Below are 24189 nucleotides of genomic sequence, written 5' to 3' on the forward strand. Positions count from 1 at the left end.
GAGCGTGTGACCTCTTCGCTTCCTTGGCAAGGGCCTTGCTTGCGTGAGATCCGGCCTTAGTTTCGGTCGTGCCATGCGGATCGATAGAATGACCACCAAGGCCCAGGAAGCGGTTCGTGCTGCCGTCGACCTCGCGAGCCGGCGCGGAAACCCGGAGCTTTATCCGGAGCACCTCCTCCGAGCGATCGTCGCTCAGGAGGATGGGATCGGGGCGCCGCTCCTGGAAAAGGCCGGCGTCGACCCGGGGCGTGTTTTGCAGGCCCTCGACGCCAAGATCGATAGCTACCCCCGCGTCAGCGGCGGCGCCGAGCCGAGCTTGTCGCGACGAGCGCTCGGGCTGATGCAAAAAGCCGAAGACGAGATGAAGTCCCTCAAGGACGACTTCATCTCCACCGAGCACCTGGTCCTCGCCGCGCTGAAGAGCGACAAGGACACGTCGCAGCTCCTCGAGCGCGTGGGGCTCAATTACGACAAACTGCTCGCGGCGCTCACGCAGGTGCGCGGCAATCAGCGCGTCACCGATCGGGATCCCGAGGGCAAGTTCCAGGCGCTCGAGAAGTACACGCGTGACCTCACGGACCTCGCGCGGCGCGGGAAGATCGACCCGGTGATCGGCCGCGACGAGGAGATTCGCCGCGTGATTCAGGTGCTGTCGCGCCGGTCGAAGAACAACCCCGTGCTCATCGGCGAGCCGGGCGTCGGCAAGACGGCGATCGTCGAGGGCATCGCGCAGCGCATCGTGGCCGGCGACGTGCCCGAGTCGCTGAAGGACAAGAAGCTCGCGGCGCTCGACCTCGCGGCGATGGTCGCAGGCTCGAAGTTCCGCGGCGAGTTCGAGGACCGGCTGAAGGCCGTCCTGAAGGAGATCGAGAACGCGCAGGGCCGGATCATCCTGTTCATCGACGAGCTGCACACGCTCGTCGGCGCGGGCGCGGCCGAGGGCGCGATGGATGCGGCGAACATGCTGAAGCCTGCGCTCGCGCGCGGCGAGCTCCGCTGCATCGGCGCGACCACGCTCGACGAGTATCGCAAGCGAATCGAGAAGGACGCGGCGCTCGAGCGCAGGTTCCAGCCCGTGTTCGTGGGCGAGCCGAGCGTCGAGGATACGATCGCGATCCTGCGCGGGCTCAAGGAGCGGTACGAGATTCACCACGGCATTCGCATCCAGGACGCAGCGCTCGTGGCCGCGGCGATGCTCTCGCACCGCTACATCACGGAGCGATTCCTGCCGGACAAGGCGATCGACCTCGTCGACGAGGCCGCGAGCCGCATCCGCATGGAAATCGAGAGCCTGCCGACGCCGATCGACAACGTGGAGCGGCAGCTCGTCAAGCTCGGCATGGAGGAGCAAGCGCTGCAGCGCGAGCAGGACAAGGCGAGCAAGGCGCGGCTCGAGGACGTCAAGCGCGAGATGGCCGAGCTCCAGGCGAAACGCGACACGATGCGGGCGCAATGGATGCGCGAGAAGGAGCTGCTCTCCGAGATCAAGAAGACGAAGGAATCGATCGAGCAGCTTCGCCTCGAAGAGGAGCGCGAGAAGCGACGTGGTGACCTCGGCAAGGCGGCCGAGATCCATTACGGCAAGATCCCCGAGGTGGAGAAGAAGCTCGAAGGGCTGCGTGAAACGCTCGCCAAACTGCAGGAGAAGGGCAGTTATCTCAAGGAGGAGGTCACCGACGAGGACATCGCGGCCATCGTGTCGAAATGGACCGGCATTCCGGTCTCGAAGATGCTCGAAAGCGAGATGCAGAAGCTCCTGCGCCTCGAAGACGAGCTGCGCAGGCGCGTCGTGGGACAGGACCACGCGCTCGTGTCGGTGGCGAACGCCATCCGGCGCTCGCGCGCGGGGCTCGGCGAGGAGAAGCGGCCGATCGGCTCGTTCATGTTCCTCGGGCCCACGGGCGTCGGCAAAACGGAGCTCGCGCGGGCGCTCGCCGAGTTCCTCTTCGACGACGAGAAGGCGATGGTGCGCATCGACATGAGCGAGTACGGCGAGCGGCACACGGTCGCGCGGCTCATCGGCGCGCCGCCCGGATACGTCGGCTACGAAGAGGGCGGTCAGCTCACCGAGCCCGTGCGGCGGAGGCCCTACACCGTGGTGCTCTTCGACGAGATCGAGAAGGCGCACCCGGACGTGTGGAACGTGCTCTTGCAGGTGCTCGACGATGGCCGATTGACCGATGGTCAGGGCCACACGGTCGACTTCAAGAACACGATCCTGATCCTCACGTCGAACCTCGGCACGCCGGCGGCGATGGCGGTCGAGGAGCGTGAGGGGCTCGATCCGCGGGACAAGGCCGAGCTCGTGCGGCGCGTGGTGCTCGAGGAGGTGCGCAAGCACTTCCGGCCGGAGTTCTTGAACCGGCTCGACGACATCGTGGTCTTCCGCAGGCTCGAACGGTCGGAGGTGGAGAAGGTCCTCGACATCCAGCTCGCGCAGTTCGAGAAGCGCCTGGCCAAGCGCGGGATTTCGATGACCGTCGCGCCCCCGGCAAAGGCCTTCCTCATCGAGCAGGGCTGGGATCCGCAATACGGCGCGCGGCCGCTCAAGCGGGCCATCCAGCGCTACATCGAGGACGAGCTCGCCAAACGGCTGCTCGCGGGCGAGTTCAAGTCGGGCGATACCGTCGCGATTGGACGGTCGGGCGATGGCCTGACCTTCACGAAAGTCACGTACAACTAGGCTGACAGCGGCGGAGGTCTCGGCTAAACCCGCCCCCATGCTGGACCTCCGCCACGTCGTCGATCACATGGACGACGTCCGCGCCGCCCTGGCGCGGCGCTCGCCCGCGGCCGCGGCCGCCCTCGCCCCCATCGCCGAGCTCGGCCAGAAGCGGCGCGAGCTCATCGCGCTCAGTGAGTCCAAGGCCGCCGCGCGCAACCAGGCCAACGAGAAGATGGCCAAGGCGGACAAGAAGTCCGCCGAGTTCACCGAGCAACGCGAGGCCCTGAAGCGCCTGTCCGCGGAGATCAAGGACGCGGAGCAGGCGCTCAAGGACGTCGAGGCGAAGATCCACGAGCAGCTCGCCCTCGTCCCGAACCTGCCCGATCCGTCGGTGCCGGACGGCAAGGACGAGCACGACAACGTCGTCGTCCGGACCTGGGGCGACAAACCGTCGTTCACGTTCACGCCCAAGGCGCACTGGGACATCGGCGAGGGCCTCGGCATCCTCGACTTTTCGCGCGGGGCCAAGCTCTCGGGCTCGCGCTTCACCGTGCTCTGGGGCGCGGCGGCGCGGCTCGAGCGCGCGCTCATCAACTTCATGCTCGACCTGCACACGCGCGAGCAGGGCTATACCGAGGTCCTGCCGCCCTTCCTGGTGAAGGACTCGGCGCTCTATGGCACGGGGCAGCTCCCGAAGTTCGCCGAGGACCTCTTCAAGACGCACAAGAGCGACCCCGAGCGCGCCTACGACCTGTATTTGATCCCGACGGCCGAGGTGCCCGTGACGAACCTCCACGCCGACGAGATCCTCGAAGCCGACAAACTGCCGCTCGCCTACACCGCGTACACGCCCTGCTTCCGCGCCGAGGCGGGCAGCCACGGCAAGGACGTCCGGGGGCTCATCCGGCAGCACCAGTTCGACAAGGTCGAGCTCGTGCGCTTTTCGACGCCCGAGACCTCGGCCGAGAACCACGAGACCCTCACGCGGAACGCCGAGGAGGTTCTCAAGCGGCTCAACCTGCATTACCGCGTGTCGCTGCTCTGCGCGGGCGACATGGGCGGCGCCTCGCAGAAGACGTACGACCTCGAGGTGTGGCTGCCGGGGCAGAGCGTCTATCGCGAGATTTCGAGCTGCTCGAACTTCGGCGACTACCAGGCGCGGCGCGCGGCGATCCGCTACCGGCCCGAGCCGAAGGCGAAGCCGCGGCTTCTGCACACGCAGAACGGCTCGGCGCTCGCGGTCGGCCGGACGGTGATCGCGATCCTGGAGCAGTACCAGCAGGCCGACGGGACCGTGGTCGTGCCCGAGGCGCTGCGGCCGTTCATGGGGTGCGAGGTCATCAAGGGGGTTTGACCTCACCCCCATCCCCTCTCCACTCCGTGGAGAGGGGGGAAGACGCGCGTTTCTCCTCCCCTCTCCACTCCGTGGAGAGGGGTTGGGGGTGAGGCCTGCGAAAACTTGGCCGACCTCACGAGAACCCTGTAGGAGCGCCCTAGTCACGTCGAGCGTCCGCCCGTCGCCCCATATCGCGGGGCCTGCGGACGCCCGGTGTTTGTCGGGAAGGGGCGTCTCATGCAGGCGTCGTGTGCGTCGTCGTCCATCAAAAGCAGGGACCCGGAAGACACGATCCCGAGCGTCTTTCAGCCGCGCTCGTCCATGCTCCCGCCCCCCGCGGAGAACCAGGCCGAGACGCAGCCGGCGCCGCTCGTGCGCGAGAGCCATCCGACGATCCCCTACGAGCGCGCGAATCCGAAATCGTGGTTCGCCGCCCAGAAGAGGCGCAGGCTCGCGCGGCTCCACCTCGACGAGGAGAGCACCGAGAGCGGTCGTCCCATGCCCGAGTGGTGCGTGGAGCACGGCCCGGGCCTGCGGGCCATGACCACGTTCGAGCTCTGGATGGCCCTCGCCAGGGGTGAGATCGGGGCCGAGACGACGGTCTGGCGCGACGGGATGGAGGGGTGGAGGCGCATCGAGCACATCCCCGAGCTCGCCTATGCCCTTGCCGATTCGGTCTCGTTCGACCCGCCGCTCGTGACGCCCGCGCCCTTGCCGGACGTCGCGCTCACGCCGCCGCGTGGCGAATCGAGGACGCCTCTGACCTTCAGCGGGGCCGTCGCGCAGACGGGCGACCCTCCGCACGTACGGTCTCTCGAGGGAGACGAGACCCGCTCGGAGCCGATTTCGCTCCCTGTTCGGGCGTGGCCCTTCGGTCGCAAAGGTGGGTCACGACGGTCTCTGGCAGGGCAAGGGGGGTTCTCCTTCCTACTCGGGTGTGTCGTGGCGGTGACGGCCGTTGGCCTCGCGCTCGTGCATCGAGGGATCGCGCCTGCGGTTCTGTCTGGGCAAGCCGGGGGTCCGGACCGTCCCGCGCTCGTGTCCGGAGCCTCCGCGCTCGTGTCGAAGGTGGGGCACAGGACGGTCGAGACCTTCCGGCAGACAGAGGCGGCTCCCATGGCGCCCCCTCCGCCCTCGGCGCGCCACCATACCGACCCGGGTCAGAGACGGTCGCGACGGGGCGTTCGGCGGTAGCGACCGTCCCCGAAGACGAGCGCGACCCTCCTGCGCTGGGGGTCGACCGCCGGCGAGGTTGGTCACGGCTCTGTTTCGCTGGGGGTCGACCGTCGCCGAAGTCGGTCGGCCTCCTCCCGCGGCCGGCAGCGACCGTCTCCTCGGCACGTGCCAAGCGGGGAGAGTCGCGCTATCGTCCCGGCCCTCTCGAGCTCCGGGCATGCCCGGGGCTCACTCCGGCGTCGTCTAAGGGCAGGACGGGGGACTTTGAATCCCCTAATCATGGTTCGAATCCATGCGCCGGAACCACTAGCGTCCCCCGACCGAGGGCGTTTACCGTAGCTGCGAGGAGCAGCCGGGCGTGACGAGCGACGACGAGACCGAGGAGGCCAGGTTCGTCGCGCGTCTCGTGGCGCGTGACGAGTCGGCCTTCAACGAGCTCGTCGTCGCCTACGAGCGACGCGTGTTCGCGCTCGTGTTCCGGATGATCGGGCGACGCGACGAGGCCGAGGACCTCGCGCAAGAGGTGTTCGTCCAGGTCTTCAAGGCGATCGATCAGTTCCGCGGAGAGTCGAAGCTCTCCACGTGGATCTTCCGGATCGCCGTGAACCTCTGCAAGAACAAGGCGAAGTACCTGTCGCGGCGCAAGGTGGGCGAGCAGGAGGACGTCCACGAGATCGCCGATCGCGTGACGGGCGACGGCGGCAAGGGCGTCACGGTGAGCGGAGCGATCAACCGCCCGGACGAGATTCTGGAGGGCATGCAGCTCGAGCGCATCGTCAGGCGCGCGATCGAGCAAGTCGACGCGGACTTCCGCGAGGTCTTGATCCTGCGCGACGTGGAGGACATGTCCTACGACGAGATCGCGGAGGTGACGGGCTTGCCGGAAGGCACGGTGAAGAGCCGCATTTTCCGCGCCCGCGCGCAGCTCCGGGCCCTGGTCGAGAAGGCGCTCGGCGACAAGCTGAGGAGCGAGAAGAAGGCATGAGCGGCGACGCGAAGCGAAAGCCAGAGGCGGGCGCGCCGGCCGACGATCAGGATCTGCTCGGCACGGAGGGCGACGTCACGGGCGAGGAGGCCGAGCGCCTCGCGGCCGAAGCAGAGCGCTGGCTCGACGCCGAAGAGAAGTCCGCGGCGAAGGACGAGACGTCGTCGGGCGCAGACGAAACAGGCGCGGCGAAGACGCGTGACGAGGACGAGGACGAGGACGAAGCGCCGCTCGACGAGGTCGAGGTGCGCGAGCTGCTCCGGCGCGCGCTGCGTCCACCGCCGGGCGCGGTGGCGCCGAGCCTGCTCGGAGGCGTGCAGAAGAAGCTGCGCACGCGCTCGCGAGGGAAGTTTTACGGCGACGGATGGAGCACGTCGCGCTCGCCGCGCTCGACGTACCTCGTGACCAGCGTGCTCATGCTGGTGCTCGTCGCGTTCGTGTTTTTGGTGCTCCTTCCGTGGGGCGGCGCCGCGCTCCCTTGAGCGACGCGCGCTAGGCCACGAGCTCGTCGTCTTCGACGGCCTTCGCGCTCGGCTCCGACGCGCCTGCGGCGGGCAGGTGAATCAGAAACCGCGTGCCGCCGCCTTCGCGGCCGAGGCAGCGGATCGTTCCGCCGTGCGCTTCCACGATGTCACGCGTGACCGCGAGGCCGAGGCCCGTGCCGCGTTGCTTCGTGGTGAAGAAGGGATCGAAGATCGACGCGCGTAGCTCCTCGGGCACGCCCGAACCCGTGTCGTCGACCGCGAGGTCGATGCCGTCGTCCTTGGCTTTGCGGATCGACACGACGAGCTCGCCGCCTTTCGCCATGGCCTCGCGCGCGTTGCGCACGAGGTTCAGGAGCGCCTGACGGAACTGCGACTCGTCGAGGCGCGCGTCGGGCAGATCGTCGTCGGCATCCACGCGGCTCGCCACGCCGCCGCGGTCGAGCTCGGGTCGCACGAAGGCCACGAGCTCGCGCGCGAGGTCCTCGACGCGCTCGCGTTCGAGCCGCGGGCGAGGCCTGCGCGAGATGCTGAGGTACTGCTCGGCGATGCGCGAGAGCCGCTCCACCTCGGCCTTGATGGCGACGACGAGCTGCGAGGCCTCCTTGTTGTCCGACGACGCGACCTCTTCTTCGAGCAGCTCCAAATTGAGGCCGATCGACGACAGGGGATTGCGAATCTCGTGCGTGACGTGCGCGGCCATCTTGCCGATGGCGGCGAGGCGCTCGGCGTTGACGAGCTCGCTGCGGGCGCGCTGGATGGCGGCGACCATGCCCTCGAACGTGGTCGCGAGCTCGCCGATTTCGTCGTTCGTGGCCATGACCTCGCGCGGCGTGAGGTCGCCTTGGGCGACGGCCTTCGCGCGCTCGGTGACGGCCGTGAGCGGCGCGAGCACGCGGCGCGCGTAGATGGAGATCACCACGCCGACGAGCAGCGTGAGCACGAAGAGGCCGACGAGGAGCTGGATGGACCGGGCCTCGCGTCGTTTCGCCTCGGCCGTGAGGCTCTCCATCCGCTCCTCGACGCGCAGCTTGATGGCGCGGAGCCGCTGCGCGCCCTCGGCCTCGCGCTTGAGCAGCTCGTCCCGCGCCCGCTCCGCGGCTTCACGATCGCTCACCGCGAGCGCCTGGAAGAGCTGCCCGAACCGCTCGGGATCCGCGCCGAGCAGCCGCTCGATCGCCGCGGCCTCGCGTACGATCTCGTCCTGGAACTTCGCGACGGAAGGATCTTCGTCGACGAGCCCTTTCTCCGCGGCTTCGCGCACGTGCGCGAACGTGAGCGGGCGCGTGCGGCGCGCGGTCTCGATCCACTCGCGCACGTCGCCGGGGTTTTTTGCGGCCGTGATGTGGTTGAGCTGCGCGTTGAACACGTTCTGCGCGGCGAGGGCCTCGCCCACGCGGAGCAGGAGCGGCGCGTATCCGCTGCGGAGGAGCTCCGCGCCTTGCGACGTGTCGCGCAGCGCGCGAAAGCTCCAGGTCACGGTGAGCGCGAAGGCCGCGAGCACGAGCACGTAACTCGCGAGCAGCCTGCTCGAAACGGTTCGCCTTCGGCGAGGAACCTTCGGGGTCGACATGCGTGCGGTCGTCAGGGAGCGAGCGCCCGCGCGAGCAGGCTGACGAGGTCCTCGGCAGCTTCGCCGCGGCTCCGGAAGCGCCGCAAGCTCGACCCGCACGCCGTCACGAGCAGGCCTCCACCCCGCGCCTTGTGCTCGGCGATGCGCGCGTCCGCGATGGCCTCGCTCGTGCGCGGTCGTGTCACGGGCAAGAGCGCGCCTGCGCCGCTGCACTCGCTGTGCTCGCGGTCGCGCTGGAACGTCGCGGGCTGCTTGCCGGACATCTTCGCGAGCAGCGCGCGCGGCTCGTCGTACCGGCCGAGCCCGCGGCCGAGCTGACACGGCGCGTGCCACCGCACGGTCGTGCCTGCGAGCTCGGGCAGCACGCGGAGGCGGTCCTGCGCGGCGTGCGCGAGGTCGAGGAGCAGCTCGGGCTCGCGGGGCATGGTGACGCCGACGCGCGCGTGCTCGACCATCGTGGCGCGCGCGCAGCCCGGGTCCACGACGAGCAGGCGCGGGACCTCGGAGACCTCGGCGGCGAGGCGCTCGGCGGCCACACGGAAGCCTTCCCGGTCACCCGCGTGGAGGGAGGGAAGGCCGCAGCAGCTTCGAATCGCGCGTACGGGGCCGCCGACGAGCTTCGCCGCGGCGGCGAGCGCGTCCTTCGCGACGGCCGGGTTTTTCCGAGCGTACGAGCATCCGACGAGCACGCCGGCCGCGACGTGCCTTGGCGTTTCGCCCTCGATCGCATCGAGCGCCGCGGCCGTCTCGCTGGCGCGCGCTTGCGTCCGCATCACCACGTCCATGGCGGCCTTCGGCGCGGCGCCGCGTGCGAAAAAGTCCGCGCGCGATTCGACGAGCACCGTCGCGGGCTCGTTCCTGTGGTCGCACTTCTCGCGGCACGCGTGGCAGCCCGTGCAGGCCCATGCGGGCGCGGTGTGCTCGGCCTCGACGGGCACGTCGCCGCGGCCCGCGAAGTACGTGAGGCTCATCTTGCCCCACGGCGTCACCGTCTCGCTCGCCTCCGCGTTCGAGACGGGGCACGCGGCGCGGCAGAGCTTCGGGCAGTACACGCACGTCTCGAGCGCGCGTTTGTGCGTGGCGACGATGGGCAGGCGGAGCACCTCCGGAGTCTCTGCTCCCGAGGCGATGCGCGCAAGGGATCCGCGGATTCTACCGAGCTATCCGGTTCGTCCCGCGGGTTGGCCCGGGTTGCTCGCGCGGCCGCTGCGTCGGCTCGGTGGCCCTTCCTCGCCGGGCTGGCTCGCTCGCGCCGTCTTGGCCGATCGGTCGGCCTCGGACTCCTCAGCCGCCGGCGCCTGCGGCGAGCGCGCCGTCGTCGCGGAGGCCGACGTGGGGCTCGTCGCATGCACGAGCGGCAAGCCCGTTGCCTCGTCGACACGCGCGCTCGATGCCCGTGGGATGTGCGGCGACGCTGGAGACGCGGTCGGGGCCGGCGGCGCGATCGTCGCCATCATCGGCGTCTCTTGCGGGATCCGGATCGTGAACGTCGTTCCGCGCTCGGACGAATCCACCTCGATCGAGCCTCCGTGCTCGTCGACGATCTTCTTGACGATCGCGAGGCCGAGGCCCGTGCCGCCGCGCTTGCCGCTCGTCACGAACGAGTGGAACAGCCGCTCGCGGATCTCCGGCGGAATCCCGCGCCCCGTGTCGGAGACGCTCAGCACGAAGTCCGAGCCGTGCCGCAGCGCGCGCAGCACCACCTTGCCGCCGCCGTGCGGCTCCATCGCCTCGACCGCGTTGCGCACGAGGTTGTGCACGACGCGCGTCATCTTCGTCTCGTCGAAGCGCGCGGTGCCGCGGTCGTCGAGCTCCATCACGATCGTGACGCGGTTGCCTGCGAGGTCGAGCTGGAGCTGCTTCTCCAGGTCGCCGAAGAACTTCGTCAGGTAGACCTTGCGCACGAGGATGCTGCGCTCGCCGCGCGCGAACTCGAGCAGTTCGCGCTGCATCGCGCTGATCGCGTCGAACTGCTTCAGGATGAGCCGCGCGTGCTCGGCGCGTACAGAGGGCTCGCCCGCGGTCGCCATGAGCTGCACGTAGCCGCTGATCACCGTGAGCGGCGTGCGCATGTCGTGCATCACGCCCGAGAGCAGCCGCCCGATCGCCGTGAGACGCTCGCTCTTCTCGCGCTCGGTGCGCGAGCGGAAGAGGCGCACCGCGGTCGACGCGTTCGCCGACACGAGCCGCAAGAGCGAGCGATCGTCCTGCGTGAAGCCGAGCGTGTTCTTCGCGTTGTAGAGCCCGAGCGCGCCGAGCGACGTGTCTTCCTCGCCTTCGAGCGGCACGACGATCGCGCTCTCGATCTCCAGATCGAGCGACGGATGCATGTGCGCGAGCGCGGCCTCGGCGACCGGCCCGATCGGCGGATCTTTCGGGCCGAGGTGGACCGACTCGTTGTGCGTCATGGCCCAGCCGAGCAGGCCTTCACCGCGCTTGACGGGCAGTCGCTTCACGTCGACGTCGCGCACCGAGACGCCCGGCGCCGACGCGTCGCAGAAGTACAAGAACACGCCGGCCTCGCCCTCGTCGACGAGCAGACCACCGGCGCGCGCCTCGCACGCCTTCGAGGCCTCGGCGATCACCGCGCGGCTCAGCTCTTCGAGCGACGAGGCTCCGCTCATCGCCGTTTCGAGCTCGAAGAGCAGCTTCAGATCGGCGACGCGGTGCTCGAGCTGCTCCTTCGTCTCGACGAGCTGCATGTTCTTCTGGATGACCGAGAGGAACAGGCGCGAGTTGTCGATGGAGATCGCCGCCTGCGTGGCGAGCGCCGAGAGCAGCTCCTCGTCGTACTGCGAGAACTCGCCCTTGCCGCCGTGCTTGTTGAGCACCTGCACGACGCCGATCGTGCGGCCCACGTGGTTGCGCATCGGCGCGGCGAGGATCGAGCGCGTCCTGTAGCCCGTGAGCTCGTCCCACGTGCGCTGGAAGCGTTTGTCCCTGTACGCGTCCTTGACGCGGGCGATTTTGCCGTGCTTGGCGACGTGGCCGGCGATGCCTTCGCCGACGGGCAGCTCGATCGAGCGCACCTCGCCGCCGAGCATCACCCGCGAGAGCAGCATCTTTCGTTGCTCGTCGAGCAGGTACAGCGTGGCCCGGTCGGCTTCGAGCAGCTCCGTGATCTTGCCGAGGATGAGCTCGAGGAGCTGGTCGAGGTCGAGTGTGGAGCCGAGCGCGAGCCCGACGTCGCGCAGGGCGCTGACGGTCTTCTCCGAGCGTTCGAGCCTGGCCTCGAGCTCCTCGACCCGGGCCGTGAGCTCTCGCAGGCGGTCCGCCTTACCGGTCACTCGTCGACGCTAACACGCCTCCGGCCGGCGCTACAGCGCTCCCGCAAAATCGCGATGGATCCGGCGTTTGCCCGGGGGATCGGCAGGGGAGGGGAGGGGAGAGGAGGGTAAAAAGGGAAGGGGGCCCCCAGGTCGAGGGCCCCTCAGGCATGGCCGAAGGCCAGGCCTACTGATTCATCGATTCGAGGAACTCCTGGTTCGTCTCGGTGCGGCTCACCTTGTCGAGCAGGAACTCCATGGAGTCGATGACGTTGAGCGGGTGCAGGAGCCCGCGGAGCAGCCAGACGCGCTGGAGGATCCACTCGGGCAGGAGCAGCTCTTCCTTGCGCGTCGCGCTCTTGTTGATGTCGAGGCAGGGGAAGATCCGCTTCTCCATGAGCTTGCGGTCGAGGTGGATCTCGCTGTTGCCCGTGCCCTTGAACTCCTCGAAGATCACCTCGTCCATGCGCGAGCCCGTATCGACGAGCGCGGTCGCGATGATCGTGAGCGAGCCGCCCTCCTCGATGGAGCGGGCCGCGCCGAAGAAGCGCTTCGGCTTGTGCAGCGCGTTCGAGTCGACGCCGCCGGAGAGGATCTTGCCGCTCGGGGGGACGACGGTGTTGTAGGCGCGGGCGAGGCGCGTGATCGAGTCGAGCAGGATGACCACGTCGTGCTTCTGCTCGACGAGGCGCTTGGCCTTCTCGATGACCATCTCCGCGACCTGCACGTGGCGCGTCGCAGGCTCATCGAAGGTCGAGCTGATGACCTCGCCCTTGATGTTGCGCTGCATGTCCGTGACCTCTTCGGGCCGCTCGTCGATGAGCAGCACGATGAGCGTGGTCTCCGGGTGGTTCGTGCTGATCGCGTTGGCGATGTTCTGCAGCAGCACCGTCTTGCCGGCGCGGGGCGGCGAGACGATCAGACAGCGCTGGCCCTTCCCGATCGGGCAGAGCATGTCGATGATGCGCGTCGAGAAGCCCTTCGTGCCGTTCTCGATGTTGAACTTCTGCTGCGGGTAGAGCGGCGTGAGGTTGTCGAAGAGGATTTTGTCGCGCGCGACCTCGGGCGAGACGCCGTTGATCTTGTCGACCTTGAGCAGAGCGAAGTACGCCTCGCGCTCCTTCGGGGGCCGGATCGGGCCGCTCACCGCGTCGCCCGTGCGCAGGTTGAAGCGCCGGATCTGCGACGGGGAGACGTAGATGTCGTCCGGACCCGGCAGGTAGTTGTAGTCGGGCGCCCGCAGGAAGCCGAAACCGTCGGGCAGGCACTCGAGCACGCCCTCGCCGTACACCGGCTGATCTTGGGCAGCCAAGGCCTGGAGGAGCGCGAAGATGAGCTCCTGCTTGCGCAGGCCCGCGGCTCCTTCGATGTTGAGGCCCTTGGCCATCTGCACCAGATCGGCCATCGATTTCTGCTTCAGTTCACGCAGGTGCATCGATCGAAAACTCCACGCAGGGGCGTCGGCCGGGAGACGGCGCGTTCCCCGAGGTCGGTAGGGTTGTGGGAAGGTCGAGCTTCGAGTCGGCCCTTGGGCCGGCTCTCGTGGATTGCCCGCCCCTGGGAAGGGCGGTTCGACGGACAGTGATGGGCGTCCCCAGCGAGGGGGCGCGGCCGAGCGCGGTGCTCGGCGGGCGGGGACTCTATCAAGCGATACTGCCCTGTCAATCGGCCGATTCGCCTCGCGGGTTCGCTCCTTCGGGGGCGGATCGTTTCAGCGCGTGCGTTCGCGCGCAGGCCTACGAGGTTGCCTCGGTCGCGACGTGCGAGTAGGAATCGAGCGGTCCGATGGGGCTGAAACAAGTGCATCTGCACGTGAAGGGTCGCGTCCAGGGCGTCTATTTCCGGGCGTCGACGCAGCGCGAAGCCAAGCGCCTCGGCCTCTCCGGCTGGGTCAAGAACCGTCCGGACGGAGGCGTCGAGATCCTCGCCGAAGGCGAAGAAGACGGCTTGAAAGAGCTCATCGCCTGGGCCCAAAAAGGCCCGACCGCGGCGCGCGTGGAGCGTGTCGACATCCGCTGGCGCGGATTCCAGGGCGATTTTCCGGACTTCCGCATCATCGAGTGAACCGCCCGGGAAGGGCCGCGCGCTCGCCCGTCGTTCTCGGGGGCACCGTGAATCACGTCTCGAAGCTCGCTTCGTCGTTCGTTCTCGTCTCCGCGCTCGCGCTCGTGCCCCTGCACGTGCACGCCGCCGGAGAGCTCACGCAACCTTCGGCCTCGGCCTCAGCCGCCGCAGCTCCGGCCGCGCCCGCTTCCTTGCCAGAGCTGCCGAAGCTCCAGCCGATCGTGCTGCAAGAGCCCGACGCAGCGGCGCTGCAAGAGCTCGACCGCGTGCTCGAGCGCCTCACGACGGGCGACCCGCGCGGGAAGGAGACGGCGCGGACGGCCGTCGCCGAGGTGACGCCCGCCGTCGTGCCTGCGGTGCGCGCGCGTGTGCAGGAGCTCCGCGCCGGGCTCGACCGCAAGGAGGCGCAAGGCCTGCTCGACGACGCGCGCAAGGCCGGCCGCAAGTCGCTGCGCGACAAGGAGAAGGCCGAGAAGGCGGAGAAGGCAGGCAAGGAGAAGGACAAGGCCGGCAAGGACGAGAAGGCCGCCGCCAAGGACGACAAGGCCAGCAAGGACGCGAAGGCGCCGAAGAAGAGCAAGGCCGACAAGGAGAAGGACAAGGACGCGGAGGACGAGGGCGATTGGCTCGAGTTTGTCCTGGCCTCTCCAAAGCCGAAGAGCGACACCTGGCGGGATCTCGTCCGCCTGCTCGCGATGGAGCGCATGCTGACCGCGGCGGGCACGACGCCCGCGGTGCGCGAGCTCCTGCAGATGTACTCGTACTTCGGCGAGCTCTTGCGGGTCGATCTGCAGCGGCAAATCGGAAAGCTGCGCGACCGCGCCGTCCCCGCGCTCATCGAGGGCCGCCAGCACGACGCAAAGATCGTCCAGCGCTTCGCGAGCAAGCAGCTCGATCTGCTCGGCCGCGCGATCCCCGGCGAGGCCGTCGGCGTGACCGATCCGCAAGTCCTCGCCGACATCCTGCGCGCCTACGGCCGCACGCGCGACGTCGACGCCGTCCGCGTGATCCTCTCGTTCAGCAACAGCGACCGCATCCAGCTCCGCGAGGCCGCGCGCGAGGCGATCGCAGCGATCGGCGAGCCCGGCATCTGGCAGCTCCGCGACGCCTACCTGAACCAGACGGGCAACAAGGCCCCGCGCGAGTTCACATGGGACCGCATCGCGCGCGAGCTCTTCGGCATGTACGACCGCGCGCGGCTCGCCGAGGTCTACAAGCTGATGGACGAGGGCGCGGCGCATGCAGCCGCGAGCCGCTGGGTCGAGGCGACGAGCGCGTTCGACAAGGTGCTGGCGCGCTCGCCGGTGTTCGAGCGGCGCAAGGAGATGGCGCCGGCGTACGTGGCGCACGCGAAGACGCTCGAAGAGAAGGAGCCGGCGGCGGCGCTGGAGATGCTGCGCAAGGCGCTGCGGCTCGACCCGAAGGGGGAGGGGGCGCGAAAGATCGAGGCGGAGATCGCCTACCTCGAAGGCGTGACCCTCATCGCACGAGGCACGCCGGACAAGTTTCCCCTGACGAAGGCGATCGAGCTCGATCCGAGCAACGAGCGCGCGAAGCGGGCGCTCGCGTCGCTGGAGCAGGAGCGCATCGCGCCGCAGAAGAGCTCGCTGCACCGCTACGTGGCGGCGAGCGGCGTGGGGCTCGTCGCGCTGATCGCGATGATCTTCCTGGCGCGGCGCAAGCCTGACGCCGGTCGCGACGCGGAAGGGTCGCGGGCAGGCAGCAATCCGCCCACTCCGCCCGCGCCAGATGCGCCGGTTGCCGGCGCGGAGTGAGCTTCCGCGAAGCGGATCGCAGTCCAGACAAACGAAAACACGGGCACCCTGTGGTGTCCGTGTTCGTTTTTCCCTTCCAAACCCGTGAACGGTGGCGACCGGTCACCCGATCCCCGTTCACGGGTTCGTCGTGGGAGCGCTTTACTCGTTCGACGCGGTCTCGCCCGAGCTCGCCGTCGAGGCGGACTCGGCCGAGGCCGACGCGGCCGACGTGGGCTCGGCGGTCACCGCCGCAGCCGGCTCCTCGGGAGCCTGCTTGTCGGTCACCGGCGTCGCGTCGATGAACTCGATGTAGACCATCGGCGCATTGTCACCCCGGCGATTGCCGAGCTTGATGATGCGCGTGTAGCCACCGGGCCGGCCCTCGAAGCGCTTCGAGAGGTCGAGCATCACCTTCTCGACGACGTCGACCTTGGTCCCGTCGGCCTTCACGCCGAAGCGCGGCACGTACGACGAGACGAGACGCTCGGCGTGGAGCCGGCGCGCCTTGTCGGCCGCCGACAGCTCGCTCTGCGCGGTATAGGCGATCTTGCCGAGGCGCGTGGCCTTGGTGATGAGCCGCTCCGCGACGCGCCGGAGCTCCTTGGCCTTCGCGTCCGTCGTCTCGATGCGCTCGTGGGTGATCAGGTTCGCCGTCAAGTTGCGCAGCATCGCGCGCCGGCTCGACGTGTCCCGACCAAACTGCCTCCCCGCCTTCTTATGACGCATATCGCACCCTCTAGGCTTGCGCCTGCTGCGCCTTCCAGCGCTCGAGCAGCTGCGGCCAGTTGTCGATCTTCATACCGAGCGAAAGCCCCATGTTCGCGAGGATCTCTTTGATCTCCTTCAGGGACTTCCGACCGAAGTTCTTGGTCTTCAGCATGTCCTGCTCGGTCCGCTGCACGAGCTCGCCGATCAGGGTGATGTTCGCGTTCTGGAGGCAGTTGGCGCTGCGCACGCTGAGCTCAAGCTCCTCGACCGAGCGGAAGAGGTTCTCGTTCAGCGGCTCCTCGTCGCCCGGCACCGTCTGGTAGCTCGTCTCCTCCGACTCCTCGAAGTTGACCCAGATCGAGAGCTGCTCCTTCAGGATCTTCGCGGCGAACGCGACCGCGTCCTGGGGCAGCACCGAGCCGTTTGTCCAGACCTCGAGCGTCAGCTTGTCGTAATCGGTCACCTGACCGACGCGCGCGTTCTGGATCGTGTAGTTGACCTTGCGGATGGGCGAGAACAGCGCGTCGATGGGGATCGTCCCGATCGCCATCGTCGGCGTCTTGTTCCGCTCCGCGGGCACGTAGCCGCGGCCGACGTTCACCGTCAGCTCCATCGCGAGCGGGCCCTTCTTGTCGAGAACCGCGATCAGGTGATCGGGGTTCAGCACGCTGAGCCCGTCGACGAGCTGGATATCGCGCGCGTACACCGGCCCCGGGCCCTCTTTGTCGACGCGGACCGTATAGGTGCGCGCGGCGGCCGCCTTGAAGACGACCTCCTTGAGGTTGAGGATGATGTCGCTCACGTCCTCGACGACGTCGGGCACGGTGGTGAACTCGTGCAGCGCCCCCTCGATGCGGACGGCGGTGATCGCCGCGCCCTGCAGCGACGAGAGGAGCACGCGGCGGAGCGAGTTGCCGATCGTGATCCCGAAGCCGCGCTCGAGAGGCTCGCAGGTGAACTTCGCGTAGAAGTTGTTCGCCGACTCCGTGTCGATCGAAATGCCCTTCGGGCGGATCAGATCGCGCCAGTTTCGCGCGATCATCGTCATGCTTCCGCTGGTCTGCATCGTCATCAGCGTCCTCTTTCTTCGAGGGGTTCGCGCGGAGATCTCACCCCGTCACCGCACTCGGTGAGCGAAAGCCGTCTCCTGCCCGCGTCGCGCCGGATGGCGCTCTTTTCCTGCAATCAAAAAGCGATCGGGGCCGCGCTCCCTCGCACGCCCCCGATCAGCTTTCCGAAACGTTCACCGCAAGACCACCGACCTGCGAACAGAATCAGCGCGAGTAGTACTCGACGACGAGCTGCTCGCGGATCTCCGGCTCGTTGAGGTCCTCGCGCACCGGGGTGCCCTTGACCGAACCCGAGAACGACCCGCGGTCGGCATCGAGCCACGAGGCGATCGGGCGCTTGTCCGCGCCGGCCACGGCGGCCGCCACGAACTTGAACTTCTTCGCGCCCTCCGTGAGCTCCACGCGATCGCCCACCCGAACCACGAAGCTCGGGATGTCGAGGCGCTTGCCGTTCACCTTCACGTGACCGTGGCGCACGAGCTGACGCGCCTCGGAGCGCGACGCCGCGTAGCCGAGCCGATGCACGACGTTGTCGAGGCGACGCTCGAGGAGCGCCAGCATCTCTTCACCCGTGCGGCCCTTGCGACGGCTCGCCTCCTGGAAGTAGCCGTGGAACTGGCTTTCGAGAACGCCGTAGATGCGACGCACCTTTTGCTTCTCGCGGAGCCGGACGGCGTACTCGCTGAGCTTGATGCGACCCTGACCATGCTGGCCGGGCGGGTAAGGACGCCGCGTGTAGGCACACTTCTCCGAGTAGCAGCGCTCTCCCTTGAGGTAGAGCTTCATGCCTTCGCGGCGGCAGAGCTTGCAGACAGGACCAACGTAGCGAGCCATGTTCGTAACCTCGAGCGGACTCCCGCGCGCGCTGCTTCAGACCCGGCGCCGCTTGGGCGGCCGGCAACCGTTGTGCGGAATGGGCGTGACGTCGCGGATCAACGTCACCTTGAAGCCGGCCGTCTGCAGCGCACGGAGCGCGCTCTCGCGCCCGGCGCCAGGGCCCTTCACGAATACGGCCACCGACCGCATCCCGTGCTCCTGCGCCCGCCGCGCCGCCTCTTCGGCAGCGAGCTGCGCAGCGAAGGGCGTCGACTTGCGCGACCCCTTGAACCCGCGCGCACCGGCCGACGACCACGCCACGGCATTGCCGTTGATGTCCGTGATCGTCACGACCGTGTTGTTGAACGTCGACTGGATGTGCGCAATCCCAGCCGCGATGTTCTTCTTGACCTTCTTCTTCTGCTTGGCCTTGGTGGCCGCCGTTTTCGGACTCGCCATAGCGTCCTCTTCCTAACGTCCCGTCACGCCTTCGTCGCCGGGCGACGCTGCAGCATGCCCTTGCGGGGGCCCTTGCGCGTACGCGCATTCGTGTGCGTGCGCTGGCCATTCACCGGCAGACCGCGGCGATGCCGAAGACCGCGGTAGCAGCCCAGATCCATCAGCCGCTTGATGTTGAGCTGAACCTCACGACGAAGATCGCCCTCCACCTTGTACTCGGCGTCGAGGATCTCGCGGATCGTCCTGATCTCTGCGTCGTTCAGCTCCTCCACCCGCTTGTTCTCGGGGATCTTGGCTTTCGCGCAGATCTGCTTCGCGAGGGCGCGGCCGATACCATAGAGGTACGGAAGCGCATACGCGAGATGCTTACGACGCGGGAGATCGACGCCAGCAATACGTGCCATGGTTGCTCCAGCTCAGCCCTGACGCTGCTTGTGGCGAGGGTTCTCGCAGATCACGCGCACGACGCCGCGACGGCGCACCACCTTGCACTTGTCGCAGATTTTTTTGACGCTCGGTCGCACCTTCATGACGCGGCTCCGTTCCCTGTCCTCGCTCCGCTATTTGGGCTGCTTGGTCTACTTGTGACGATACGTGATCCGGCCACGCGTCGGGTCGTAGGGCGAAACCTCGACCGTAACGCGATCGCCGGGCAAAATCTTGATGTAGTACTGACGCATCCGGCCGCTGATGGTCGCGAGCACCCCGAGACCATTGTCGGCCTTTACCCGAAACATCGCGTTCGGAAGAGCCTCCTGAACGACACCATCGAACTCGAGCTTGTCGCCCTTCGGTTCCTTCGCGGGTTTCGAGCTTTGGTTCGATCGCCTCATGACTCTTCCGGATGCGCTCGGCCAAGGGCCCCGAGCACCCTCGCCGTGACCTCCTCGGGTTTGCCGACACCATCGACACGCCGGAGGAGACCTTTTGCTTCGTAGTAGGGCAGAAGTGCCGCCGTCATCGCCTCGTACGCATCGAGACGCTTTCCGACGGCCTCCGGCCGATCGTCCGCCCGATGCTCTAGCTCGGCATCCGGGGGCGGCGGATTATAGACGAGATGGTAGATCTGTCCAGACCTTTTGTCGGTCCGACGGTGGATCAAGCGCTCCTCCAGGAGAGATCGCGCCACATCCAGCTGCAAAACAGCATCGATCGTGAGGCTCCGACCCGCAAGCAGACGCTCAAGCGCCTCGGCCTGGGGGACCGTACGCGGAAAACCATCCAGCAAGAACCCGTTCTTGCAGTCCGCATCGTCGATGCGCTTGTCGATGAGATCGATCATCGCCTGGTCCGGAACGAGGCCGCCCGCGTCCATGATCGCGCGGTACTGCGGATCGAGCGTGCCGGCTGCCTTGGCAGCGCGAAGCATGTCACCCGTCGAGATCTGCGGGATCCCAAACTTGCCGGTGAGAACCTTCGCCTGCGTGCCTTTGCCCGAACCGGGCGGACCAACCAAGATCGCGATCATCCGAAGATCTCCCTTCTCATCCCTCGGGGAGGCGCCGCGCCCGAATGCGGCTCGCCCCAGGGCCGGTGAGCCCTTCGTAGCTGCGCGTGATGAGCTGCGCCTCGATCTGGTTGACCGTATCAAGCGCAACACCCACGACAATCATCAGGGACGTCCCGCCAAACGTAATCTGCACACGCAGGAGGTCACCAACCACCGACGGCAAGACACACACGGCCGCGACGTACATCGCCCCGCCGAACGTGATGCGATTCATCACGCCCTGGATGTAGTCCGCCGTCTGCTTGCCCGGGCGAATGCCAGGGATGTTCGCCTGCTGCTTCTTCAGGTTCTCCGCCACGTCGACCGGCTGGAACGTGACGCTCGTGTAGAAGTAGCAGAAGAACACGATCAGGAGCGCGTAGCCGGTGTTGAACACCCAGCCGCCGCCGCTGATGATCGACTGGAGCTTGTCCGCACCCGGCACGTTCATGTTCGCCAGCGTCGCGGGGAACATGAGCAGCGAGGAGGCGAAGATCGGCGGGATCGTGCCCGCCGTGTTCACCTTGAGCGGCAGGTGCGCGTTCTGCGCGCCGTACACGCGACGCCCCACCTGCCGACGCGAATAAACGATCGGGATCTGCCGGCGACCGTTCTCGAAGAACGCGATCACCGCGATCGCAGCCACGACGAACGCGCCGACCGCAGAGATCGTGAGCGGCTGGATGTTGCCCGCGTTCGTCGCGAGATAGCTACCCACCCAGCCCGGCACGCCCGTCACGATACCCGCGAAGATCAGGAGCGAGATGCCGTTGCCGATGCCGCGCTCCGTGATCTGCTCGCCGATCCACATGAGAAACGCCGTTCCCGTGGTCAGCGTGATCATCGTCATGAGCTGGAAGCCGAGACCCGGGTGCGTGACGATGCCCGCGCCCGCGTCCGAGGCCGACCAGCCCTCGACGAGCTTGGCGCTGCCGTACGCCTGGAAGAGCGACAGCGCGACCGTGCCGTAGCGCGTGTACTGATCAATCTTGCGCCGCCCCTGCTCTCCCTCTTTGCGCAGCTCGTCGATGGGCTTGTAGACCATGCCCATCAGCTGGATGATGATCGATGCCGAGATGTACGGCATGATCCCGAGCGCAAAGAGGGAGAAGTTCTCCAGCGCGCCGCCGGAGAACATGTTGAAGAAGTTCAGCAAACCGCCCGACTGCTTGGCCATGTACTTCGACATGGCGGCGCGGTCGACGCCGGGGACCGTGACGAAGACCCCGATGCGGTACACGGCCAGCATCACGAGGGTGAAGATCACCCTGCGCCGGAGCTCCGGGACCTTGTGGAAGTTCGCAATTCCCGCGAGTGTGGCCATGGTACGTCGGTGTGCTGCCTTGGGGGGGCTCGAGCCGAAAGGACGTTAGGCTTGCGCCGAAGCCTTGCCGGGCGCAAGCACGATCGCCTTGCCGCCCGCCGCCTCGATCTTGGCGATGGCGCTCTTCGAGAACCGGTGCGCCGTCACGGTGAGCTTCTTCGTGAGCTCGCCGTCGCCGAGCACCTTGATGAGGTCGTAACGACCCTGGAGCAGGCGCTTGCCCTCCAGCGCCTCCTGGTTCACGTCCGCGCCAGCCTCGAAGATCTCGAGGTCGCCGACGTTCACGTTCGCGACGATCGCCGCGAGCGGGTTGCGGAAGCCGCGCTTCGGGAGGCGACGCTGAATCGGCGTCTGGCCGCCCTGGAAGTGCTTCTTGCCGATGTTGCCCGTCGACCGGGCCTTCTGGCCCTTCTGGCCACGACCCGCCGTCTTGCCGAGGCCGGAGCCCACGCCGCGGCCGACGCGGGTCTCCTTCTTGTTGGCGCCTTCCGGGGCCTGAAGCTTCGAGAGGATGTCCATGCTGCTTCGCTTTCTTACTTCGACGCCTGCGCGCCGTTGCCGTCGACTTCCTCGACCGAAACGAGGTGGATCACCTTCTTGACCATGCCACGGAACGAGGGCGTGTTCTCCACGAGAACCTCATGGCCCGGCTTGCGAAGGCCGAGGCCCCGCAAAACCTTGCGCGTGTGCTCCGTCTGGTTCGTCACGCTGCCCGTCTGCCGCACGCGGAGATGGCTCTTCACGGCGTACCTCCTTCACCCCCCTCGCGCGGGTTGCGAGCGGGGGGCATCTGACTCGCACGACGACGGTTCGTCGCGCCCGTCGCGCTGCCGCCCTTGCGCTGCCAACCCACGTCGTCCACCTGCATCGAGCGCCTGCCCGCGACCTGCTCCACGCTCTTCAGCGCCTTGAGGGCCGCCACCGTCGCGTGAACGACGTTGTGCGGGTTGCTCGTGCCGAGCGACTTCGAGAGAACGTCGTGGATGCCCGCGGACTCGACGACCGCGCGCACCGCACCGCCCGCGATGACGCCCGTTCCAGGGCTCGCCGGCTTCAAGAGCACCTTGCCCGCGCCGACGTGCCCGAACGCGTCGTGCGGGATCGTCGCCCCGTCGAGCGGGATGCGGAAGATGTTCTTGCGGGCCTGGTCGTTGCCCTTCCGGATCGCCTCCGGAACCTCGTTGGCCTTGCCCAGGCCGACGCCCACATGTCCCGACTCGTCGCCCACAACGACGAGCGCCGAGAAGCTGAAGCGCCGCCCGCCCTTCACGACCTTGGCGACGCGGTTGATGTGGATCACCCGCTCCTTGAGCTTTTCTTCGTCGACCTGATCGAACGCCATACCGTGCCTTCTTCGTCGTCCGTGAAGTCTTCGCTATCGCCCGAGACGTTTTGCCCGAGACCCCCGCGGGTCCGGCGCCTTCGGGGCTAGAACTCGAGCCCCGCCTCCCGCGCGGCCTGAGCGAGGGCGCTCACGCGCCCGTGATAGAGGTAGCCGTTCCGATCGAACACGACACGGTCGATCTTCTTCGACTTGCAGATCTTGGCGATGAGCGCCCCGACCTTCTTGGCCGCGTCGACCTTGTTGTCGTTGTCGAGCGTGCCCTTCAGGTCCTTCGACAGCGTCGACGCGTGCGCGACGGTCTGACCCGTCGTGTCGTCGATCACCTGCGCGTAGATGTGCTTCGCGCTGCGGAAGACGGTGAGGCGCGGGCGAGCGGGCGAGCCGTTCACCTTCTTGCGAATACGGAGCTTGCGGCGCTCCCGTCCGACGATCTTCATAGCCATGGTCGTAACCCCGTACCTGTAGGGGCGACACGAGGTCGCCCCGCTCGGTTACTTCTTGCCGCCCTTACCGCCAGCCTTACCGGCCTTCTCGCGAACGCGTTCGCCACGATAACGAACGCCCTTGCCACCGTAGGGCTCCGGCGGACGGAAGCCACGGATCGTCGCGGCCGTCTGCCCGATGAGCTCCTTGTCGGCGCCCGTCAGAACGAGGACCGTGCCCTTCGAATCCGCCGGAATCGTCGCCGTGAGGCCCTTCGGCACGTTGAACACGACCGGGTGCGAATACCCGAGCGCGAACGTGAGCGTCGTGCCCTTCAGGTCGACACGGTAACCGGTGCCCTTCAGCTCGAGCACTCGCTCGTAGCCGTCGGCCGCGCCCTTCACCATGCCGGCGAGCAGCGCCCGCACGAGCCCCTGCAGCCGCGAGCCATCACGCCCGGGAGCCGTCGAGGTCACGTGCAGCTTCGCGCCTTCGACCTTCACGTCGACGGTCGAAGGCAGCTCGCGCGCGAGCTGGCCCTTGGTGCCCTTGATCTCGACCTTGCGCCCCTGCACCGACACGGTGACGCCCTTGGGGACGTCCACCGGTCGCTTGCCGATGCGCGAAGTCTTGGAGGCCTCGCCTTGTTGCGTCGTAGCCGTCTGCATCACCACACCTCGCAGATGAGCTCGCCTCCGAGCTTGTTTTTGCGGGCGTCGCGGTCGCTCATCAGGCCGTGGGAGGTGCTCAGGATCGAGATCCCGAGGCCGGAGAGCACGCGGGGGATGCGGTCGTGCTTGACGTACACGCGTCGCCCCGGACGGCTCACCCGACGGACTCCGTCGATCGCGCTCGAGCGGTCACGCCCGTACTTCAGCACGATCGTCAACTTCCCAGGGTTGCCGTCGCTCGGCCGCACGTCCGCGATGTACCCCTCGGACTTGAGGATCTCGGCAACGGCCTGCTTCATTTTGCTTGCAGGAACCTCGGTCCGATCGTGCCGCGCGAGGGCGGCGTTCCGGATCCGGGTCAGCATGTCGGCGACAGGATCGGTCATCATGGCATCACCAGCTCGCCTTGATCACGCCCGGCAGCTCGCCTCGGAGCGCGAACGTACGAAGACAGATGCGGCAGAGCTCGAAATCGCGGTAATAAGCCCGCGAACGGCCGCACACCTTGCAACGGTTCCGGTGCCGCACGGCGAACTTGGGCGGCCGGTTCAGCTTGGCGAATTCTTTTGCACGGGCCATC

The 24189-nt window shown here is 67.7% G+C and carries 27 protein-coding genes and 1 tRNA gene; 8 read left to right on the forward strand and 20 right to left on the reverse strand.

What is annotated here, in order from left to right; genetic code table 11:
- The first annotated feature begins 88 nt into the window (after positions 1–88).
- From clpB to KEG38_RS00105, 6 genes are all read left to right on the forward strand, one after another.
- The gene (clpB, locus tag KEG38_RS00080) at positions 89–2683 is read left to right on the forward strand and encodes an ATP-dependent chaperone ClpB (protein WP_276072105.1); all 2595 of its coding nucleotides are present in this window, start codon (positions 89–91) and stop codon (positions 2681–2683) included.
- A 37-nt stretch (positions 2684–2720) separates the two neighbouring features.
- Positions 2721–4019, forward strand: a complete 1299-nt coding sequence (gene serS, locus KEG38_RS00085) for a serine--tRNA ligase (RefSeq protein ID WP_272416904.1) — start codon at positions 2721–2723, stop codon at positions 4017–4019.
- Positions 4020–4238: 219 nt separating this feature from the next.
- Entirely contained in the window at positions 4239–5195 is a 957-nt protein-coding gene (locus tag KEG38_RS00090) for a DUF4339 domain-containing protein (protein WP_272416905.1), read from the forward strand.
- Between the two features lie 214 nt (positions 5196–5409).
- Positions 5410–5483: transfer RNA gene (locus KEG38_RS00095), tRNA-Gln, on the forward strand.
- 52 nt (positions 5484–5535) lie between these two features.
- A complete protein-coding gene (locus KEG38_RS00100) occupies positions 5536–6162 on the forward strand; it encodes a sigma-70 family RNA polymerase sigma factor (protein ID WP_272416906.1) in 627 nt (208 codons plus the stop codon).
- A complete protein-coding gene (locus tag KEG38_RS00105; protein ID WP_272416907.1) occupies positions 6159–6644 on the forward strand; it encodes a hypothetical protein in 486 nt (161 codons plus the stop codon). The genes KEG38_RS00100 and KEG38_RS00105 overlap by 4 nt, the downstream gene beginning before the upstream one ends.
- Before the next feature lie 10 nt (positions 6645–6654).
- Here KEG38_RS00105 and KEG38_RS00110 read toward each other — a convergent pair whose 3' ends face one another.
- The 4 genes from KEG38_RS00110 to rho form a co-directional block, all read right to left on the reverse strand.
- Positions 6655–8217 carry a sensor histidine kinase gene (locus tag KEG38_RS00110; RefSeq protein WP_272416908.1) on the reverse strand — a complete coding sequence of 521 codons (1563 nt, stop codon included), beginning with the start codon at positions 8215–8217 and terminating at the stop codon, positions 6655–6657.
- Positions 8218–8228: 11 nt separating this feature from the next.
- Positions 8229–9320, reverse strand: coding sequence for a (Fe-S)-binding protein (locus tag KEG38_RS00115; protein WP_272416909.1), 1092 nt, complete (start codon positions 9318–9320; stop codon positions 8229–8231).
- 57 nt (positions 9321–9377) lie between these two features.
- Entirely contained in the window at positions 9378–11504 is a 2127-nt protein-coding gene (locus KEG38_RS00120; protein ID WP_272416910.1) for a GAF domain-containing protein, read from the reverse strand.
- A gap of 166 nt (positions 11505–11670) precedes the next feature.
- Entirely contained in the window at positions 11671–12918 is a 1248-nt protein-coding gene (rho, locus tag KEG38_RS00125; RefSeq protein ID WP_272416911.1) for a transcription termination factor Rho, read from the reverse strand.
- A gap of 350 nt (positions 12919–13268) precedes the next feature.
- On the opposite strand from rho, the gene KEG38_RS00130 reads away from it, so the two are divergent.
- Positions 13269–13547, forward strand: coding sequence for an acylphosphatase (locus KEG38_RS00130; protein ID WP_272416912.1), 279 nt, complete (start codon positions 13269–13271; stop codon positions 13545–13547).
- Positions 13548–13594: 47 nt separating this feature from the next.
- A complete protein-coding gene (locus tag KEG38_RS00135; protein ID WP_272416913.1) occupies positions 13595–15322 on the forward strand; it encodes a tetratricopeptide repeat protein in 1728 nt (575 codons plus the stop codon).
- A gap of 141 nt (positions 15323–15463) precedes the next feature.
- On the opposite strand, the gene rplQ is transcribed toward KEG38_RS00135, so the two are convergent.
- The 16 genes from rplQ to KEG38_RS00215 all read right to left on the reverse strand — a co-directional run bounded on the left by rplQ (position 15464) and on the right by KEG38_RS00215 (position 24188).
- On the reverse strand, positions 15464–16030 hold the full coding sequence (gene rplQ, locus KEG38_RS00140; RefSeq protein WP_272416914.1) for a 50S ribosomal protein L17: 567 nt from the start codon (positions 16028–16030) through the stop codon (positions 15464–15466).
- 10 nt (positions 16031–16040) lie between these two features.
- Entirely contained in the window at positions 16041–17078 is a 1038-nt protein-coding gene (locus tag KEG38_RS00145; RefSeq protein WP_372518158.1) for a DNA-directed RNA polymerase subunit alpha, read from the reverse strand.
- Positions 17079–17286: 208 nt separating this feature from the next.
- Positions 17287–17916 (reverse strand): 30S ribosomal protein S4, encoded by a 630-nt coding sequence (rpsD, locus tag KEG38_RS00150; protein ID WP_272416915.1) that lies wholly within the window; start codon positions 17914–17916, stop codon positions 17287–17289.
- 36 nt (positions 17917–17952) lie between these two features.
- Positions 17953–18357: a 30S ribosomal protein S11 gene (gene rpsK, locus KEG38_RS00155; protein WP_136935268.1), complete on the reverse strand. Its 405-nt coding sequence runs from the start codon at positions 18355–18357 to the stop codon at positions 17953–17955.
- A gap of 23 nt (positions 18358–18380) precedes the next feature.
- Positions 18381–18761 (reverse strand): 30S ribosomal protein S13, encoded by a 381-nt coding sequence (rpsM, locus tag KEG38_RS00160; RefSeq protein ID WP_272416916.1) that lies wholly within the window; start codon positions 18759–18761, stop codon positions 18381–18383.
- Positions 18762–18773: 12 nt separating this feature from the next.
- Positions 18774–18887 carry a 50S ribosomal protein L36 gene (gene rpmJ / locus KEG38_RS00165; protein ID WP_136935266.1) on the reverse strand — a complete coding sequence of 38 codons (114 nt, stop codon included), beginning with the start codon at positions 18885–18887 and terminating at the stop codon, positions 18774–18776.
- Between the two features lie 48 nt (positions 18888–18935).
- Positions 18936–19190 (reverse strand): translation initiation factor IF-1, encoded by a 255-nt coding sequence (gene infA, locus KEG38_RS00170; protein WP_136921418.1) that lies wholly within the window; start codon positions 19188–19190, stop codon positions 18936–18938.
- Complete coding sequence (locus KEG38_RS00175; RefSeq protein ID WP_272416917.1) at positions 19187–19825, reverse strand: adenylate kinase; 639 nt, start codon at positions 19823–19825, stop codon at positions 19187–19189. The genes infA and KEG38_RS00175 overlap by 4 nt, the downstream gene beginning before the upstream one ends.
- Positions 19826–19841: 16 nt before the next feature.
- The gene (gene secY / locus KEG38_RS00180) at positions 19842–21170 is read right to left on the reverse strand and encodes a preprotein translocase subunit SecY (RefSeq protein WP_272416918.1); all 1329 of its coding nucleotides are present in this window, start codon (positions 21168–21170) and stop codon (positions 19842–19844) included.
- Positions 21171–21215: 45 nt separating this feature from the next.
- Positions 21216–21689 carry a 50S ribosomal protein L15 gene (rplO, locus tag KEG38_RS00185; protein WP_271930126.1) on the reverse strand — a complete coding sequence of 158 codons (474 nt, stop codon included), beginning with the start codon at positions 21687–21689 and terminating at the stop codon, positions 21216–21218.
- 14 nt (positions 21690–21703) lie between these two features.
- Entirely contained in the window at positions 21704–21913 is a 210-nt protein-coding gene (gene rpmD, locus KEG38_RS00190; protein WP_372518152.1) for a 50S ribosomal protein L30, read from the reverse strand.
- Positions 21910–22512 carry a 30S ribosomal protein S5 gene (gene rpsE / locus KEG38_RS00195; protein ID WP_272416919.1) on the reverse strand — a complete coding sequence of 201 codons (603 nt, stop codon included), beginning with the start codon at positions 22510–22512 and terminating at the stop codon, positions 21910–21912. The genes rpmD and rpsE overlap by 4 nt, the downstream gene beginning before the upstream one ends.
- Before the next feature lie 86 nt (positions 22513–22598).
- Positions 22599–22958 (reverse strand): 50S ribosomal protein L18, encoded by a 360-nt coding sequence (rplR, locus tag KEG38_RS00200; protein WP_136935260.1) that lies wholly within the window; start codon positions 22956–22958, stop codon positions 22599–22601.
- A gap of 48 nt (positions 22959–23006) precedes the next feature.
- Entirely contained in the window at positions 23007–23606 is a 600-nt protein-coding gene (gene rplF / locus KEG38_RS00205) for a 50S ribosomal protein L6 (RefSeq protein WP_272416920.1), read from the reverse strand.
- Positions 23606–23998 carry a 30S ribosomal protein S8 gene (gene rpsH, locus KEG38_RS00210; protein WP_272416921.1) on the reverse strand — a complete coding sequence of 131 codons (393 nt, stop codon included), beginning with the start codon at positions 23996–23998 and terminating at the stop codon, positions 23606–23608. Before rpsH ends, rplF begins: the two co-directional genes overlap by 1 nt.
- 4 nt (positions 23999–24002) lie before the next feature.
- A complete protein-coding gene (locus tag KEG38_RS00215; RefSeq protein ID WP_136935257.1) occupies positions 24003–24188 on the reverse strand; it encodes a type Z 30S ribosomal protein S14 in 186 nt (61 codons plus the stop codon).
- Position 24189 lies beyond the last annotated feature (1 nt).

The sequence above is a fragment of the Polyangium jinanense genome (genome assembly GCF_028435265.1).
GTDB lineage: Bacteria > Myxococcota_A > Polyangia > Polyangiales > Polyangiaceae > Polyangium > Polyangium jinanense.